The organism is Nocardia amamiensis NBRC 102102, from assembly GCF_001612745.1.
GTDB lineage: Bacteria > Actinomycetota > Actinomycetes > Mycobacteriales > Mycobacteriaceae > Nocardia > Nocardia amamiensis.
Genome location: NZ_BDBA01000138.1, coordinates 1 through 15649, shown reverse-complemented (window position 1 = coordinate 15649; position 15649 = coordinate 1). Strand labels below are relative to the sequence as shown.

The 15649-nt window shown below is 69.5% G+C and carries 12 protein-coding genes; 2 read left to right on the top strand and 10 right to left on the bottom strand.

Annotation, left to right across the window (positions count from 1 at the left end):
- Positions 1 to 173 precede the first annotated feature (173 nt).
- Positions 174 to 797, bottom strand: coding sequence for a hypothetical protein (locus tag NA4_RS24430; protein WP_067474449.1), 624 nt, complete (start codon positions 795 to 797; stop codon positions 174 to 176).
- Positions 798 to 1300: 503 nt separating this feature from the next.
- Between NA4_RS24430 and NA4_RS24425 the strand changes: the two genes are divergently transcribed.
- Together NA4_RS24425 and NA4_RS24420 are read left to right on the top strand one after the other, a co-directional pair.
- Positions 1301 to 2149 (top strand): ABC transporter permease, encoded by an 849-nt coding sequence (locus NA4_RS24425; protein ID WP_084497409.1) that lies wholly within the window; start codon positions 1301 to 1303, stop codon positions 2147 to 2149.
- A gap of 136 nt (positions 2150 to 2285) precedes the next feature.
- A complete protein-coding gene (locus tag NA4_RS24420) occupies positions 2286 to 2516 on the top strand; it encodes a DUF6480 family protein (RefSeq protein WP_084497408.1) in 231 nt (76 codons plus the stop codon).
- 57 nt (positions 2517 to 2573) lie between these two features.
- Here NA4_RS24420 and NA4_RS24415 read toward each other — a convergent pair whose 3' ends face one another.
- The 9 genes from NA4_RS24415 to NA4_RS24375 form a co-directional block, all read right to left on the bottom strand.
- A complete protein-coding gene (locus NA4_RS24415; protein WP_067474443.1) occupies positions 2574 to 3413 on the bottom strand; it encodes an SDR family oxidoreductase in 840 nt (279 codons plus the stop codon).
- A gap of 57 nt (positions 3414 to 3470) precedes the next feature.
- Positions 3471 to 5252 (bottom strand): thiamine pyrophosphate-requiring protein, encoded by a 1782-nt coding sequence (locus NA4_RS24410; RefSeq protein ID WP_067474455.1) that lies wholly within the window; start codon positions 5250 to 5252, stop codon positions 3471 to 3473.
- A gap of 93 nt (positions 5253 to 5345) precedes the next feature.
- Positions 5346 to 9950, bottom strand: coding sequence for a cation-translocating P-type ATPase (locus NA4_RS24405; protein ID WP_084497407.1), 4605 nt, complete (start codon positions 9948 to 9950; stop codon positions 5346 to 5348).
- Positions 9951 to 10038: 88 nt separating this feature from the next.
- The gene (locus tag NA4_RS24400) at positions 10039 to 11232 is read right to left on the bottom strand and encodes an alcohol dehydrogenase catalytic domain-containing protein (RefSeq protein WP_067474440.1); all 1194 of its coding nucleotides are present in this window, start codon (positions 11230 to 11232) and stop codon (positions 10039 to 10041) included.
- A 304-nt stretch (positions 11233 to 11536) separates the two neighbouring features.
- Positions 11537 to 11743, bottom strand: a complete 207-nt coding sequence (locus NA4_RS24395; protein WP_067474437.1) for a CDGSH iron-sulfur domain-containing protein — start codon at positions 11741 to 11743, stop codon at positions 11537 to 11539.
- Entirely contained in the window at positions 11721 to 12374 is a 654-nt protein-coding gene (locus NA4_RS24390; protein ID WP_067474435.1) for a HemK2/MTQ2 family protein methyltransferase, read from the bottom strand. Before NA4_RS24390 ends, NA4_RS24395 begins: the two co-directional genes overlap by 23 nt.
- A 31-nt stretch (positions 12375 to 12405) precedes the next feature.
- Positions 12406 to 13422, bottom strand: coding sequence for an iron-containing redox enzyme family protein (locus tag NA4_RS24385; RefSeq protein ID WP_067474431.1), 1017 nt, complete (start codon positions 13420 to 13422; stop codon positions 12406 to 12408).
- Positions 13423 to 13450: 28 nt separating this feature from the next.
- Positions 13451 to 13786: a histone-like nucleoid-structuring protein Lsr2 gene (locus NA4_RS24380; protein WP_067474428.1), complete on the bottom strand. Its 336-nt coding sequence runs from the start codon at positions 13784 to 13786 to the stop codon at positions 13451 to 13453.
- 266 nt (positions 13787 to 14052) lie between these two features.
- Positions 14053 to 14730, bottom strand: a complete 678-nt coding sequence (locus NA4_RS24375) for a hypothetical protein (RefSeq protein ID WP_157129278.1) — start codon at positions 14728 to 14730, stop codon at positions 14053 to 14055.
- Positions 14731 to 15649 lie beyond the last annotated feature (919 nt).

Sequence of the window (15649 nt, the reverse complement as noted above, 5' to 3'; positions counted from 1 at the left end):
CGGCGCGGTCGGAGGTGGTCCACCGAGCGGCCGCGATCGCGCTGCGTGGCCATCTGTCGGCAGACCACGGCCAGGCGGCATCCGGCAACGCATAGCGACTCCCGACGCGGTTGTCCGGGCCGCACGAAGTATCCGGCCGGGAAGCCGCGCTCCGGCCGGATGTCGGGATGATGTCAGGCCATCTCGGGGACGCGCAGGTGCGCGAACGCCAGATCGAACTCCGCTACCTCGAGCACGTTGGCGCTGACCCGCTGGGTCGCCGTCGCCCTGATCCGGTTGGCCTGTTCCCGGTTGGCGTCCATCGCGTCGCGGCTGGACCACACGGTCGCGCCAACCCCGCGACCGGTGGACCGGTCGACGAACAGGCTGGCGCTGCAGAATCCATCGATCATCTCGGTCTGCGGCAGCACTTCCATCTTGAAGGTGTCGATCATCCGGTCGAGCCGCTCCGGGTCGAGCTGAACCCACGTGCACCGAGCGCAGGCGCTGTCACCGGCCGGATGGTCGCGGTGCAAGGCCGCGATTTCCCATTCTTCGACCAGATCGACCCGGCCGTCGAGCGCTCGGGCCATACCGTCGCGCAACGGTTGGACCCGCCCGCGGCTGCCGTGCATCGCGGCATCGGATTCCCACGCGGTCGTGGCGATGCAGCGTCCCGTCGACCGATCGGCCAGCAGCGACAGGCCGACCCATCCGTCGATCTCGGGCAGCTTCGGCATCACTTCATCGCGGAGGTAGGTGATCCCGTCGTCGATCGACGACGGCTGGGCCGTAATTGTGCTGGAGCGTGCGTACACGGGCCACCTCCTGCTCAGGTCAGGGCGGCGCCCCGGTGGCGCCACCGGACATATTCACCTTCCTCCACCCCGGGCGTGCGCGCAATGCCCGGCTCGTGCGCGAATTCTCCGGCCGACCGGCGTGCATGCGGAATTTTCTTTCGAGAATGCGTCGATTACAGAAAGCAGTCCGGATAGCCGGCCTCGAACCCGGCGGCTGTCACCGGACATATTGCCCCGTGGGATTATTCGACTCGGGAACGATCGCGAGGCACTATGTCCGACGCGGTTCGATGCCCCCTGCCGCGTCGGTGTTGTAGTGGTGGAGCGGGATTCGTGGTTCGGGTCGGCCAGGCGCACCAAGGCGTCGCGCAGGTCGTCGCGGGCACCGGACGCGGTGAGTTCGGCCAACGCCATATCGGCGCGCCCAACCGGAGAACGGGTCGCGGGCCGGACCGCCGACACTTTCGGTTATCACGTGCCAGCTGAGGAGATCCACTTCGTTCGTCACGAGAGAATGGGGCATGAACACAGCTGTGACACCCGGCGTGGGTTTGGTGGTGTTGTGCACGGTCATGGTTGTGGGGGCTGCGGTGGTGTATGGGATCGCCGGGCTCGGGCCGGTTTCGGTGGCTCCGCGCGCGGCGGTGCGTGGCGCGGCCCAGCTCGCCGCGGTCGCACTGATCTTGGCCGCGGCGCTGGCGCAGCTGTGGTCGTCGTTGCTGGTGCTGGCGGTCATGTTCGCCGCGGCCGCAGCGACCTCGGCGCGACGTGCTGGGGCGGGCCGCTCGGCGCTGTGGCTGGCCGTCGCTCTCGGCGCCGGACTGGGCGTGGTCCTGCCGATCCTGCTGCTCAGCGGCGTCGTCCCGCTTACCGGCGTCGCGCTGGTGCCGATCGGCGGGATCATCCTCGGCGGCACGATGACCGCGACATCCCTCTCGGCGCGCCGCGCCTTGGACGCGCTCAACGAACGCTGGGGTGAAGTCGAAGCCGCACTCGGTCTCGGCTTCAGCGACCGTGCCGCGCGTCTGGAGATCATCCGGCCCACAGCGACCGACGCCTTGCTACCCGGCGTCGATCAGACGCGCACCGTCGGGCTGGTAACCCTGCCTGGGGCATTCGTGGGCGTCCTGCTCGCCACCGGCTCCGCCGCGCAGGCCGCCGCCGTCCAGATCATGGTGCTGACCGGATTGCTCCTGGCCCAATCCTGCGCCGTCGCGGTCACCATCGAACTCGTCGCGCGAGGCAGTGTGCATCGAGCTGGCTATCCCGCTCGAGCTCCACAGGGACTGGCGCTGAGATCGGGATCCCCAACGACGTCGGGTGACCGGAGAATGTCGCGCATGTCGATTGGGTGTCCAAGGACCGGGTAGGTCCCAGACATGGAACTGTTGGTGATCATAGGTCTCGCGGTGCTGGTCGGCGCGGTGATTCTGGCTCGCAAGAGGTCCGGCAGGCGACCTGATGCACCTGAAGTGCCCGGAAACGATGGCGAATAGGGAGCAACGCATGAGTGCGATGGATCCCGATCCCGAAAGGACGCCGGACCTGGAACCTGGCGGCGGTGTACCGCCCGGCTCGACACCACCGGATACGCCGCAGACGTCCGGTCTGTCCGCGCCGGAGCCCACGACCAGGCACCACTTCCCCCTCACCGGGGTCATGGCGATGGTCGTCACGGTGGTGGTCGTCTTGGTTTTCCTGGCGGCGGCAGTCGCGATCGTCGTGTCGATGCTGTGATTCGCGGCGAGACGGCCGGACGCTCGCTGGAACGACCGGCCGCGTTCGTTGTCACGCTCAGAGGATGGGCCTGCCGCCGGTGACGGCGATGCGGGCGCCGGAAATGTAGCTGCCGTCCTCGGAAGCCAGCAGTACGTATGTCCCGGCGAGTTCGGCCGGTTGACCGGCGCGTCCCAGCGGTGTGTCGTCGCCGAAGTGGGTGACCTTCTCGACCGGCATGGTCGAGGGGATCAGCGGTGTCCAGATCGGTCCCGGAGCGACACTGTTGACCCGGATGCCACGCTCCCCCAGCAACTGGGCGAGGCTGGCGGAGAAGTTCGCGATGGCCGCCTTGGTGGCCGCGTAAGGCGCCAAAGTCGGCGAGGGCATATCGGAGTTGACCGACGAGCTTCCGATGATCGAAGACCCCGGCGGCATGTGCGGCAGGGCCGCTTTCACGAGATAGAAATAGGCGTTGATGTTCAGTTCGACGGTGTGCTCGAATTCTTCGTCGCTGATCTCTTCCAGAGTTTCGTGTGTCATCTGGAAAGCAGCGTTGCTCACCAAAACGTCGATCTTGCCGAATTCGCGGACCGCCCGCTCGATGACGGCGCGGCAGTGGTCGGCGTCGGCGAGGTCGCCGGGCATGAGCACGGCCTTCCGCCCGGCCTGTGTGACGAGGTCGGCGACCTCTTTCGCGTCCTCGTCCTCGTTCAGATAGGAGATCAGCACGTCGGCGCCTTCGCGGGCATAGGCGATCGCCACCGCCCGGCCGATCCCGCTATCGGCGCCGGTGATGACGGCGGCTTTGCCGGTCAATTTGCCGGATCCGCGGTAGCTGTCCTCACCGCAGTCCGGAACCGGGTTCATGCGGGCCTGCGTGCCTGGTACTTCTTGCTGCTGCTCGGGAAACCCCATGGTCGAGCTCCTCTTCTGCGATTCTCGGCGTGCGGCGGCGGGTCGTCGTCTCTGTCGTTACGGAATGAACTCCTGGGCTTTGGTTTTGGCACCTTGGACCAGCAGGTGCCAGGCGTCGGGATCGCCGCGCAGCACCGCTTCGGCGGTGTCCTTCATCTCGTCCCAGGTGGCATGCGGCGGGATGGGCGGCACCTCGGGGTCGCAGTGGACATCGAGCAGCACCGGGCTGTCGGCGTGCAGGGCGCAGTCCCACGCCGAGGCCAGGTCGTCGGGTGAGCGCACGGTGATCGCGCTCAGGCCAGCGCTGCGGGCGATGTCGGCGTAGGAGACGTCGGGCAGTGTTTGCGATGCCTCGAATTTCGGTGCGCCGCCCATGGCGCGCAACTCCCAGGTGACCTGGTTGAGGTCGTTGTTGTGGAAGACGCACACGACGAGGCGCTGATCCGCCCAGCGCCTGCGGTAGCGGGTGATGGTGAGCAGTTCGGCCAAGCCGTTCATCTGCATCGCGCCGTCGCCGACCAACGCGATCACCGGGCGGTCGGGGTGGGCGAATTTCGCGCCGATGGCGTAGGGGACGCCGGGGCCCATGGTGGCCAGCGTGCCCGACAGCGAGCCGCGCATCTGTCCGCGGAAGCGCAGGCAGCGGGCATACCAGTTGGTGGAGGACCCGGAGTCCGCCGTCACGATGGCATTGTCGGGGATGCATCTGGACAGCTCCCAAACCACCCGCATCGGGTTGACCGGTTTCGCCGCCAGCATGGATTGCCGTTCGACGGTCTGCCACCAGCGGGCCACGTTTTTCTCGATCGTCTCCCGCCATGCCCGGTCGTCCTTGCGTTTGACCAGCGGAAGTAATTCGGCCAGAGTCGATTTGGCGTCGCCGACGAGATTCACCTCGGTCGGATAGCGCATCCCGATCATGGTGCCGTCGATATCGATCTGCACCGCGCGCGCCTGCCCCGGTTCGGGCAGGAACTGGGAGTAGGGGAAGTTCGACCCGACGATCAGCAGCGTGTCGCAGTCGCGCATCAACTCGTAACTGGGCCTGCTGCCGAGCAATCCGATCGGCCCGGTGACGAAGGGCAGGTCGTCGGACAGGACGTCCTTGCCCAGCAGCGCTTTCGCTACGCCCGCGCCGGTGCGCTCGGCGAGCTCGACGACTTCCGCGGCGGCCGAGCGAGCGCCCTGGCCGATCAGGATCGCCACCCGCGATCCGGCGTCGAGCAGGTCAGCGGCGCGCTGGATGTCTTCGTGCGCGGGGACGACGGCCGTCGAGGGCAGTCCGGGCGGGCTGGAGGGCACCTGTTTGAACGCGTGCTGCGGCGGCCGGTACTGCTCCTCCTGCAGATCCGATGGCAGGATCACCGCGGTCGGGGCCCGGCGCGCGGCCGCGATGCGGAACGCGCGGTCCAGCGCGTTGGGTAGCTGGCGCGCCACGTTGACCTCGACCAGGTAGTCGGAGGCGACGTCTTTGAACAGGTTCTGCAGGTCGACTTCCTGCTGGTAGCTGCCGCCCATCGCGCTGCGCGCGGTCTGCCCGACGATCGCGACCACCGGCACGTGGTCGAGTTTCGCGTCGTACAAACCGTTGAGCAGATGGATCGCCCCCGGCCCGGATGTCGCGGTGCACACGCCCACCTTGCCGCTGAACTTGGCGTACCCGGTGGCTTGGAAGGCCGCCATCTCCTCATGGCGGGCCTGGATGAACGCCGGGTCGTCGTCGGCGCGGCCGAATGCGGCGATCAGGCCGTTGATCCCGTCGCCGGGATAGCCGAAGACCTGCTCGACGCCCCACTCCCGCAGACGCCGCACGACGTAGTCACCGACCTGTTCAGCCATGGGATCCTCCTCCGGGTGCCGGACCATCGCCAGCCGGATACCCGGGCGGTCACCGGCCAATCAGCCGGCGCACTGGCGCCGGCCACGACCCAGCTACTCGGTCAACGGTTCGGGGAGCAGCCGGGGCAGGATCGCGGCAGCGGCGGTGGCTGTCGCAGCGCAGGTTGTCGCGAGACCCCACCCGACCGGGCCCAGCGGACGGCATCCGAAGTAGGTGCACAATCCCGGGGTCATCACGACGGCGCCGAGCACCGCCCCGCTCGCCGCCGTGGTCACCCAGACCAGCGGGCTGCGGTAGCCGGATACCAGCGTCTGCCCGAGCTGGGTGCCGATGAGTGCGACCAGGCCGATGGTGGCGGCGCGGCGTTGCGTGCCGGTCATCCGGCCCAGGGTCCAGGCGACGGATGCGCTGGTGGCCGTCGTGACACCGCGGACGGTGAGGGTGTGCAGCAGATCCGGGCCCAGATGCGCGACCGGCATCTCGGCGAGCTGGTCGGATGCCTGCTGCGCCTGGGCCTCCGGATCGTCCGCGTCCTCCGGGTCGGCGGTGTCCCGATCGCGCGACAGCGCCAGCGCCATGGCCGGGAACATATCGGTCAGCATGTTCACCAGCAGGAATTGCCGGGTGCGCAGCGGGGCATGGCCACTGACGGCGGTGCCGTACAGCGTGAACGCCACCTCGCCCGCGTTGCCGCCGACCAGTACGCCCACCGCGTCGGTGACGCGCTGCCACATACCGCGACCTTCGATGAGGGCGTGCAGCAGCGCCAGCGGGTCGGGGTGGGTGAGCACCATGTCGGCGGCGTTCCGGGCGGCCGCGGAACCCTGTGCGGCCAAACCGATTCCGACGTCGGCGGTGCGGATGGCGGCGGCGTCGTTGCTGCCGTCGCCGGTCATGCCGACGACGTGGCCCGCCCGGCGCAGTGCGGCGATGATGCGCACCTTCTGTTCCGGGGCTACCCGGGCGAAGACGGTCCCGCGTTCGATCAGCTCGGCCTGCGCGGTGTCGGCCAGGCCGTCCAGGTCGGCGCCGGTGACCACGTCACCCGGATCGATGCCCAGCTGCCGGGCCACCGCCGCCGCGGTCACCGGGTGGTCGCCGGTGATCATGCGGACACTGATGTCGTTGCGCCGCAGCGCGGTGACGAGCGGAAGGGTCTGCGGGCGTGGGGTGTCGGCCAAGCCCAGGAAGCCGAGCAGAGTGAGCCGTTCGACCGCGGCCTCGACGTCATCGGGTTCGGTGCGCAGGTCGCGGCGTGCCACCACCAGCACCCGCAGGCCCTGCTCGGCGAGATCCCGCACCGCCTGTTCGGCGCGCTCACGCAAGCGGTCGCCGAGGGGGCGGTCGGCGCCGTCCAGCCGCGCCGTAGTGCACCGTGGCAGCACCACCTCGGGCGCGCCCTTCACGATCAGTCGCAGCTTGCGGGTGGTGTGGCCGAGCGCGGCGGCGTAGCCGCGGTTGGATTCGAACGGGATCTCCTCGATCGGATCCCAGCGGCGGGCCTCGTCGCCGAGTACCTCGTCGGCGGCTTCGACCACCGCGCGGTCGGTGGCGTGCACGATCGGGCCTTCGGCGGGATCGGGGCAGGCGCGGGCCGCCGCGCGCAGCAACCGGTGGGCGTCCTCGGAGTCCGCGTCCGGTGGCCACTGGTCGTCGAGACCGGCGAGGGTGGTCAGACGCAGGCGGCCCTCGGTGAGGGTGCCGGTCTTGTCGAAGCACAGCGTGTCCACCCGGCCCAGTGCCTCCACGGTCCGGCTGGCGCGGACCAGCACGCCATGCCGGGAGAGCCTACGGGCGGCCGCGAGCTGGGCCACCGTGGCCACCAGCGGCAGTCCTTCGGGCACCGCGGCGACCGCGACGGCCACGCCGTCGGCGATCGCTGTCCGCAGCGACCTGCCGCGCAGCATGCCCAACCCGGTCACGATGCCGCCGCCGGTCAGGGTCAGCGGTAGCGCGCGGTCGGTCAACCGGCGCAATTGGGCTTGCACGCCGCCCTTTTCGGGTGGGATGGCACCGGCGGCCGCGCGGCCCGCCTGGGTGTCGGCGCCGACCGCGACGACGACCGCGCGCCCCGTCCCGTTGACCACGGTGCTTCCTTCGAAGACCATGCAGGCGCGATCGCCCACCGCCGCGCCGGGCGTCGCGGCGACCTGCTTCTCGACGGTCACCGACTCGCCGGTGAGGCCGGATTCGTCCATCTCCAAGTCCTCGGCGTGCAGCAGCCGCGCGTCGGCGGGGACCACGTCGCCTGCCCGCAGCACGATCACGTCGCCGAGGGTGAGCAGGTTCGCAGGCAGGCTGCGTTCCTGCGGCTCGTCGGCCTCCAGGTCGTCGCGATCGATCACGCGGCCGGTGAGCTGCTCGCTCTCGAACAGCTGGTGCAGCGCACCCTCCGCGCGCTGGCGCTGCCACGCCGAGACGAGAGCGTTGACCGCGAGCACCGACGACAGCAGCACCGCGTCCGACGGCGCGCCGAGTACGGCGGTGGCGACCGCGCCGACCCCGAGAATCGGGGTGAGTGGATCGGCCAGCTCGCGGCGCAACTGCCGCGTGAACGACGCCGCCGAGGTGACGACGGCCATGCCGGGGATGCGGGCCGCCCGGCTCGGCTCGGTCCGCTCCTGCACCGCAACGGGCTCCGGCAACCGGCTGAGCACCTCGTCGGCTTCGAGCGCGTGCCACGGCAACAATGGGGCGAGCGCGGCGGGTGGCTCGGCCCGCGCCGCGCGCCACCCGCTGTAGGCGCCGGTGAAGAATCCTGTGTAGTGCGCGGCGGCCATCGGCGAAGCGGTCCCGCGGGCGTCGGGGGCGACGGCGAGCAGCAAGCCGCCCAGGGCCGCCGCCGACAGAGCAAGCGAGCGGCCGCGTTCGCTGACCTGACGAGCCGGAGCGACGGCGGCCAGTATCCGGTCCACCTGCGTGAGGTCGCGGCAGACCACGTCCGCGGTCCACGGCAACTGGAGCACACCGTCTTCCCGCCCGGCCAGCCCGATCGCCACGTCGGCGGTCGCCAGCGCCTTGTGCGCGCGCGAACTCAGCACCGCCACCACGTGCCCGTCCTGCTGCAGGTCACGCACCAGCTTGCTCATCGAGCGGGACGGGGCCAGGAAGTCATCGGACATCGAGCGCAACTCGGCGGTATCGGCGCCGGCGACCAGGATCACGCGCAGCCCGGCGCTGCGCGCTCGGCCGAGTACCGCGTGCGCGCGGCGATCGAGTTCGCGTCCGATCAGGACCCGGCCCACCGTGGCGCCGTTGTCCTGGAGTTCCCGCCATACCGGGCGGCGCGCGACACCGCGATCGGGCTTCCCTGTTCCGGCGTGCACCAACCGTTGCCGCTCGCCCGGCGGTTGTTGCCCCGTGTCCGCCGGTCGCAGATCGCCGGCCGGGCCTTCCTCGGTGTCCTCGGCCCAGAGCAGGCGCTGACTCGCGCTCCAGATCTCGGCGACCGACCATCGTTCGTCGGCGGTCTCGGCGTCGAGGACCATGCGGCGCGAGGTCAGCAACGCCTGCCCGTCCACGATCACCGCGGACAGCCGGTCCAGCCGCCGCCAGGCCCCGGGGTGCAGGGTCAGCGCACCCGCCCGGCCGAGAAGTGTCGAAACCACGGCGCCGTATGCCTCGCGGCTGGCGCGCGCCGCCTTCGGCGCACCCAGTTCCAACGCGTCGGCCGCGCCGAGCAGGCCGCGCCCGCCCAGGACGGCGCTGACCGCACCCGCAAGCGCGCCCGTGGCGGTTTCGTCGGCGACCCGTTCGACCGGTCCCCGCGGCATCTCGACTACCCGGGAAGGCGGCGGCAGCGGATCGCGCACCTCGGTGGGGCGGCGGTCGACCTCGGGCTCCCAGCGCTGCCATTGTGCGTACCGGGTCAGCGCCTCGGTCAGGGTGAAGCCGCGATATACGGCGTCCACCACGAGATTCGCGATGCCGTCGGCCGCGCGGTTGCCCAGCGCATTGCCGACGGCGTTGGCCGCGACGATCACCATATCCGTGCGTGGGCGGCCGAGACGATCCTCCAGCAGCCCGCGCACCCGGGGCTGGGTGTCGACGAGCGCGGCCGCCGCGCGCAACAGCCGAGCCGGTCCGCGCAGCGGCAACACTGTACCCGCGGCCGACAGTCCGATCGCGCACATGTCGCCCGCGAGCTGGATTCCCGCCGCCAGCAATGGTTCTCGATCGTCGGGGTATTCACAGGCGCGACCCCAGTCGAGGTCATCGACCGCGGTGGCGGCCTCGACCGACTCGATGGCCGCGACAAGAGCGGGCAGGTCGGCCGCACCGTGCGCGAGAGCAGCGACCACGCGCCCGGTCACCGCGTTCACCCGCCACCAGCGCACGTCGCGGCTGCGATCGAGAGTGCGCCGCAGTGCCTGCGTGATGGCCTCGCTCTGGCCGGAGTCCAGGCCGCGGACCTCCACCGTGGCGCGGTCGTCGTGCACCGCCACCCGGCGCCGGGACCGCAGCGCGTGCGGGTCGACCAAGGCCGCGAACTCGTCGCGCAGTTCCTCCTCGCGTCCCAGGTTCAGCAGCGACGCGCCCGCCCTCGCGCCTGCGGCGACCGCCTGCGCGGGCGCCTGCGCCACCTTGACGCCCAGATCGACAGCCATCTCCACGCCGGCGCGTGCCGCCTCCGCCGCCACGGCGGTCGGCGCCTCGAGCCACCACGACGACACGACTCCGCGTAGTGAAACAGTCATACACGGCAGCTACCCAAGGCCGGAACCGACAAACCGGCCTCGACCGCGGTGGGAACCACCGCGCTCGAGACCGGTGCGGGTTGTGCCGTCAGGTGGTGGCGGTCGGATCGAGGACGATCTTCACCGCTCCGTCCGACTTGTGCTGGAAGATGTCATACGCCTGTGCGGCATCCGACAGCGGAAGCCGATGGGTGGCAAAGGTTTCCACGCCCAGTGGATCGCCGTCCTGCAGCAGCGGCATGATGTCGTCGACCCAGCGCCGGACGTTGGCCTGTCCCATGCGCACCTGGATCTGCTTGTCGAACAGCACCCGCATCGGCAGCGGGTCGAGCATGCCGCCGTAGACGCCGCTCACCGAGATCGTGCCGCCGCGGCGGACGATGTCGATCGCGGAGTTGAGCGCTGCGAGCCGGTCGACGCCTGCGGTGTCCATCACCCTCTGCGCGACGATATCCGGCAGGAACGACGCCGACCGCTGGGCCGCCGACGCGAACGGCGACCCGTGGGCCTCCATTCCGACCGCATCGATCACCGAGTCGGTGCCGCGACCATCGGTCCAGCCCCGGATGATGTCGCCTATCGGTTCGTCGACGGCGTCCAGATCGATGACCTCGACGCCACGCTCGGCCACCCTGGCGAGGCGTTCGGGCACCCGGTCGACCCCGATCACGCGCAATCCGCGCTGCGCGGCGATGCGGCAGGCCATGTCGCCGATCGGGCCGAGGCCCAGTACCGTCACCGAGCCTCCGTCGGGGACCGCGGCGTATTCCACCGCCTGCCAGGCGGTCGGCAGCACGTCGGACAAGTAGAGGAATCGAGCGTCGTCCGGGCCGTCCGGCACCGTGATGTGGGTGGCGTCGGCGTAGGGCACACGCAGGTACTCGGCCTGACCGCCGGGTACCTGCCCGTAAAGCTTGGAATAGCCGAAAAGGGCTGCGCCGCAGCCGTATTTGCGGACCTGCGTGGTCTCGCACTGACTGCTCAGGCCGGTCCGGCACATGTAGCAGTCACCGCAGGTGATCTGGAACGGGATCACGACGCGGTCGCCGCGCTTCAGGTCGGTGACGTCGGAACCGGTCTCCACGACCCGGCCCATCGCTTCGTGCCCCAGCACGTCGCCGCTGCTCATGTAGGCGCCCATCACCTCGTACAGATGCAGATCGGATCCGCAGATGCCGCTGGAGGTGACTTCGATGATCGCGTCCGTCGGCGCCTCGATCCGCGGATCGGGCACCGTTTCCACGGCGACTCTACGTCGTCCTTGCCACGTCACTGCCTTCATCCGCGCTCCTCCAGTCGGGGGTCGGTACCTTCCCGGAGCTACCCGCGCGCCCGCGCGCGAAACGACCCGCCAGGTGTGCCTGGACAGCGCCGGGTCGCTCGGCGACGACAAGGCGCCATCGACACCTTGGTCGACGGAGTGAGCGCTTGGCGAGAACAGTTGACCGAGCCCACACCTGCGCGCATCGCACTGCCTTCCCCCACAGATCTGCAGTTGGACAGTGTGATGCTGCCCCGCAACGCGTTCTTCGGGCCCGTCGAGACGGTGCCCGCCGACAACGCGGTGGGCCGGATCCGCAGTGCGGTCACGACGGACGGCAATGCTTGCGATGGCTGGTGTCGCAGAACGGGTAATTCTTCGAACGCCGGCACAGACACAGGGCGACCGCGAACCGGTCGGAGCGAATCGTCCGACCGTCCGCGGTGACCACTTCGACCGGGCCCTCGATCAAGGCGGGGCCGTCGGCGGTGAGCGTCACCCGCCGCCGCTCATGGTCGGATTCGATCGGCACGGATCACCACCAGATCTTCCATTCTCTGGCCGGGCTCGATCAGCCCGGTCGAGGCCAGCCAGTCCGCGCGGCGGCGCAGGACGGGACCGAAGGGCACGGTGGCCCTGGCCACGATGGCGGCCTTCAACTCGTTCTCGCGTAACCGGGCGAGCGTCGCATCCGGGTCACACAGCACCGAATGCACGATCAACGCCATGCCGCGCGGTTTCAGCAGCGCAGGCAACGCCGCGCACAGCTGGTCGAGCACGGCTCGGCCCCGAGCCCCGGCGTTCCACGCCCGCGCCGAACCGCGGTAGGCGGCGTCCTCGGGAGCGGGCACATAGGGCGGGTTGGCCACCACCAGATCGAAGCTGCGCCGACCGAGTACCGCAGCGAAATCACCGCGCAGCACCTCGACGTCGATCCCGCGGACGCGGCAGTTCAACCACGCCGACACCACCGCGGCACGGGAGACGTCCACCGCCGTCACCGTCGCCGCTCCAGCCCGCGCCGCCGCGACGGCCAAAGCCCCGGTCCCGGTGCAGACGTCCACCGCCTCCACACCGCGCGGGACACCCGCTTCGGAGAGGGCACGGACCAGCAGCCACGTGTCCAGCTGCGGCCGATAGACCCCAGGGGGCCGGAACAACATCACAGTCGACGGATAGCCCGGGGCAGGCGGGTTAATCCCGGAAGCCGCGCGGCCCACCCTCGGTGGTCCGCAATGAGCTGCGGCCCGCGTGCCAGGAGTCCAGAACGTGGCCGGCGAAGCGGTCCTCGAGCAGATTCGTCGCCTGGATACCGAACACCACCGACTCGGTCAGATCGGGTTCGTCGGCGAGCAGGCTGCCGATCACGCCGGTGCGCATGACCTGCTCGTGCACGGCGTCGGCTTCCACATGCTCGCGATAGAACAGCACGCACGCAGGATCGGCATCCATGCGCCGCAACGCCTCCACCATGCGCTGCGCCCCCGGCGGCGAGGTGATCTCCACGGTGGCGAAGTGACCGACCAGCGCACCACGCAGCGATCGATGCAGGCCGAACAGCGACATCATGTTCACCAGAGCGAGCATCGGGACCGGCACCACGTCCAGGTAGTGCAGATATCCGGGGTTCAGGCCTGCGCCGGCCAGCAGATCGGCGTACAGCCGCGCGTGCACGCGTTCGCCGCGCCCGCCACCGAACTCGTCGAATTCGACCGCCACCAGCGATGCCTTGGCTTGGCCGCGCAAGCGCGGAATCACCCACGCGTAGGGATCGGCTTCCTTGTGGTGATAGATCGAGCGGTGCACGAAGTACTCGCGCAGCTGCCACCATTCGCCTTCGTCGCGCAGGAAGCGGCTGGGTCCGGCGGGATCGGCCGGTGTCACGAGCAGGTGATCGAGTTCCGCATCGAGATCCGCTCCGCCGGGCACGTCGTCCTGCAGTGCGCGCTGGAACCGCTGTTCCAGCGCGGCACGCAGACCCAGCAGGCCCGGGTCCCACTCCCATCCTGGATCCACCGCCGCGAAACCGTGGTAGTGCAGCTCGTAGCAGGTGTGCAGGGCCAGGTGCAGGTCCTCGCCGTACGGGTCGGCCGAACCGAGCCGGGGCACCGACCGGCCGGGTGTCCCGTGCAGCAGCTCCACTACCGCGTGCGACAACTCACCGCGCGGCCGGGGCAGCTGCTGCGACGGGGCATCCGTGGTGACCGTCATGGTGGTCACGTACCCCGGTTCGGCGCAGCTACGCGTTGGCCTTCTTGTACGCCTCGACCACTTCGGCGGCTATCCGGCCGCGGGCCGACACATCAATGCCGTTTTTGCGCGCCCATTCCCGGATGACCGTGGCCTGTTCCCGGTCGGTTGCCGACCGTGGCGCACCGCCGCGACCGCGGCGAGTACGACCCACTTTGCGCGCGTATGGGACCCACTGTTCGAAGAATTCGCGCAACTGACCGGCATTGTCGCCCGACAAGTCCATTTCGTAGGCCACGCCATCCAAGGCGAAAGACACCGTTTCCTCGGCCTGAGACTTGCCGTCGTAGTCATCGACCAGTGTCACGACGACCTTGCGTGCCATAGAGATAATCCCTTCACGGTTACCGAGCGCGTGTAGTCGAAAACAATCGTAGCCAGTAGATAACAGATCAGTTCCGGCCCCGGAACAGCGGGGGTCCCCCGCCACGGCCATCGAGCCTCCTCATATTGCACGCCTACCCCGCACGGCCGCAAAACAGCCCCCGTTCGCAGTCCGGCTCCGGTTACCGGCTCAGCGTCATTGGCCTGCAATGGCTCTGCGGTTCGGACGCCCCGAGGTGAAAACGGCCATGCCGCATTCGCGCACGATCAAGCCGACAGGTCGGCCGACTCGGCTCGGGCCATTTTCACCAGTGCCCCGTGCAGCACCTTCGCCAGCTCGCCCGCGCGCTCCCCGCGCAACACCACCTCGGTGAAACCCTCGACCAGCGCCCGGCCCGGGTCCAGCAGACCCTGGCCACCGCCACCACCGCGTAGCGACTCGGCGACCAGTGCTCGCATAGCCTCTTGACGAGCCCGGAAGCCGCCCGCGATATCGAGCGCAGCGGCGAATTCACGTACGACCGCCAGATATACCGGCCGCTCGGCGGACCGGCGTCTGAGTCCTCGGCGCCGCCCTTCCCGCGGGACCGATCCTGCCGGCGGGACCAACGAGGACCTGTCGAGCACGATCCACAATGCCGGTTCGCCCGGTGGCTCGGATTGCGACAGGCGATTCCGCACCGAGCGAGAGTTCGCCTCATCGCGTCCTTCGGTGATCTCGATGCCGCGTAAAGGAATCGGGTACTTCACGAGCAAGTCGTCCAGCGCGGAGGCGACCTCGTGAACAGCCTGCGCATCGATACTCGCCGTCTCGAACCCGATGACCTCCAGGCTGTGGCGGGTCGCCATTTCCCAGGCAACCCGCACAGCCTCGGACTCGGGATCGGTGCTGGGCGGTGCAACGGACGCCGACTCGACAACCGTGCTGGGCGGTGGAACCTCCACAGCTGTACCCGGCCGCGAGACAGACCCCGACCCCACCACAGAGCTAGGCCCAGAAACAGAACCCGAATCGACAACACTGCCCGGCGCCAAATGCGACCCCGACTCGACAGCGGCGCTGCGCCGTGGAACAGATCCCGCCTCCACAACCGTGCTGGGCTGCGGGACGGACGCCGACTCGACAACCGTGCCAGGCGGTGGGACAGGCCCTGACTCCACAGCAGGGCTCGGCCGCGAAACAGACGCAGACTCCGCAACCGTGGCAGGCGGCGATACAGACCCCGACCCCACCACATAGCTAGGCCCGGAGACAGAACCCGGATCAAGAACACTGCCCGGCGGCAGATCCGACCCCGACTCGACAACGGCGCTGCGCTGTGGAACAGATCCCGCCTCCACAACCGTGCTGGGCTGCGGGACGGACGCCGACTCGACAACCGTGCCAGGCGGTGGAACAGGCCCTGACTCCACAGCAGGGCTCGGCGGCGAAACAGGTTCCGACGCCACCATGGCGCTAGGCCGGGAAACAGGCCCTGCATCGACAGCGCTGCTGGGCGGCAGAACCGACCTCGACTCGACAACGGACCTGGGCTGTGGGACAGACCCCGTCCCCAGAACCGTGCTGGGCCGCGAAACAGGCCCGGAGGCCGCGCGCTGCGGTTCGGGCTGTGGACCGGCGATCGGCGGAACCTCGGTGGACGGACTGATATCGCGTACGCGGGGCGCGGATACTCGCACCGGTGTGCTGGATTCCGATGGGCGCGCCCTGATGGTGCGCTGTGACCAGGGTGTGTCCGCCGGTCTTCGCGACCATGGGGTGGACGTCGCCCTATGGACGGAGAGCGAGTGCTGTCCTGGCACGGTGTGCGGGTCGTGATCCGTCCTATCGGTCGAAATAGGCGGCTGCCTCGCCTCCGCTCGG

Excerpts from the sequence above, each read along its gene's own strand:
- NA4_RS24380 (WP_067474428.1), bottom strand. The coding sequence starts at position 13,786 with ATGGCACGCAAGGTCGTCGTGACACTGGTCGATGACTACGACGGCAAG.
- NA4_RS24390 (WP_067474435.1), bottom strand. The coding sequence starts at position 12,374 with ATGTTGTTCCGGCCCCCTGGGGTCTATCGGCCGCAGCTGGACACGTGG.
- NA4_RS24410 (WP_067474455.1), bottom strand. The coding sequence starts at position 5,252 with ATGGCTGAACAGGTCGGTGACTACGTCGTGCGGCGTCTGCGGGAGTGG.
- NA4_RS24385 (WP_067474431.1), bottom strand. The coding sequence starts at position 13,422 with ATGACGGTCACCACGGATGCCCCGTCGCAGCAGCTGCCCCGGCCGCGC.
- NA4_RS24420 (WP_084497408.1), top strand. The coding sequence starts at position 2,286 with ATGAGTGCGATGGATCCCGATCCCGAAAGGACGCCGGACCTGGAACCT.
- NA4_RS24400 (WP_067474440.1), bottom strand. The coding sequence starts at position 11,232 with ATGAAGGCAGTGACGTGGCAAGGACGACGTAGAGTCGCCGTGGAAACG.
- NA4_RS24415 (WP_067474443.1), bottom strand. The coding sequence starts at position 3,413 with ATGGGGTTTCCCGAGCAGCAGCAAGAAGTACCAGGCACGCAGGCCCGC.
- NA4_RS24425 (WP_084497409.1), top strand. The coding sequence starts at position 1,301 with ATGAACACAGCTGTGACACCCGGCGTGGGTTTGGTGGTGTTGTGCACG.
- NA4_RS24405 (WP_084497407.1), bottom strand. The coding sequence starts at position 9,950 with ATGACTGTTTCACTACGCGGAGTCGTGTCGTCGTGGTGGCTCGAGGCG.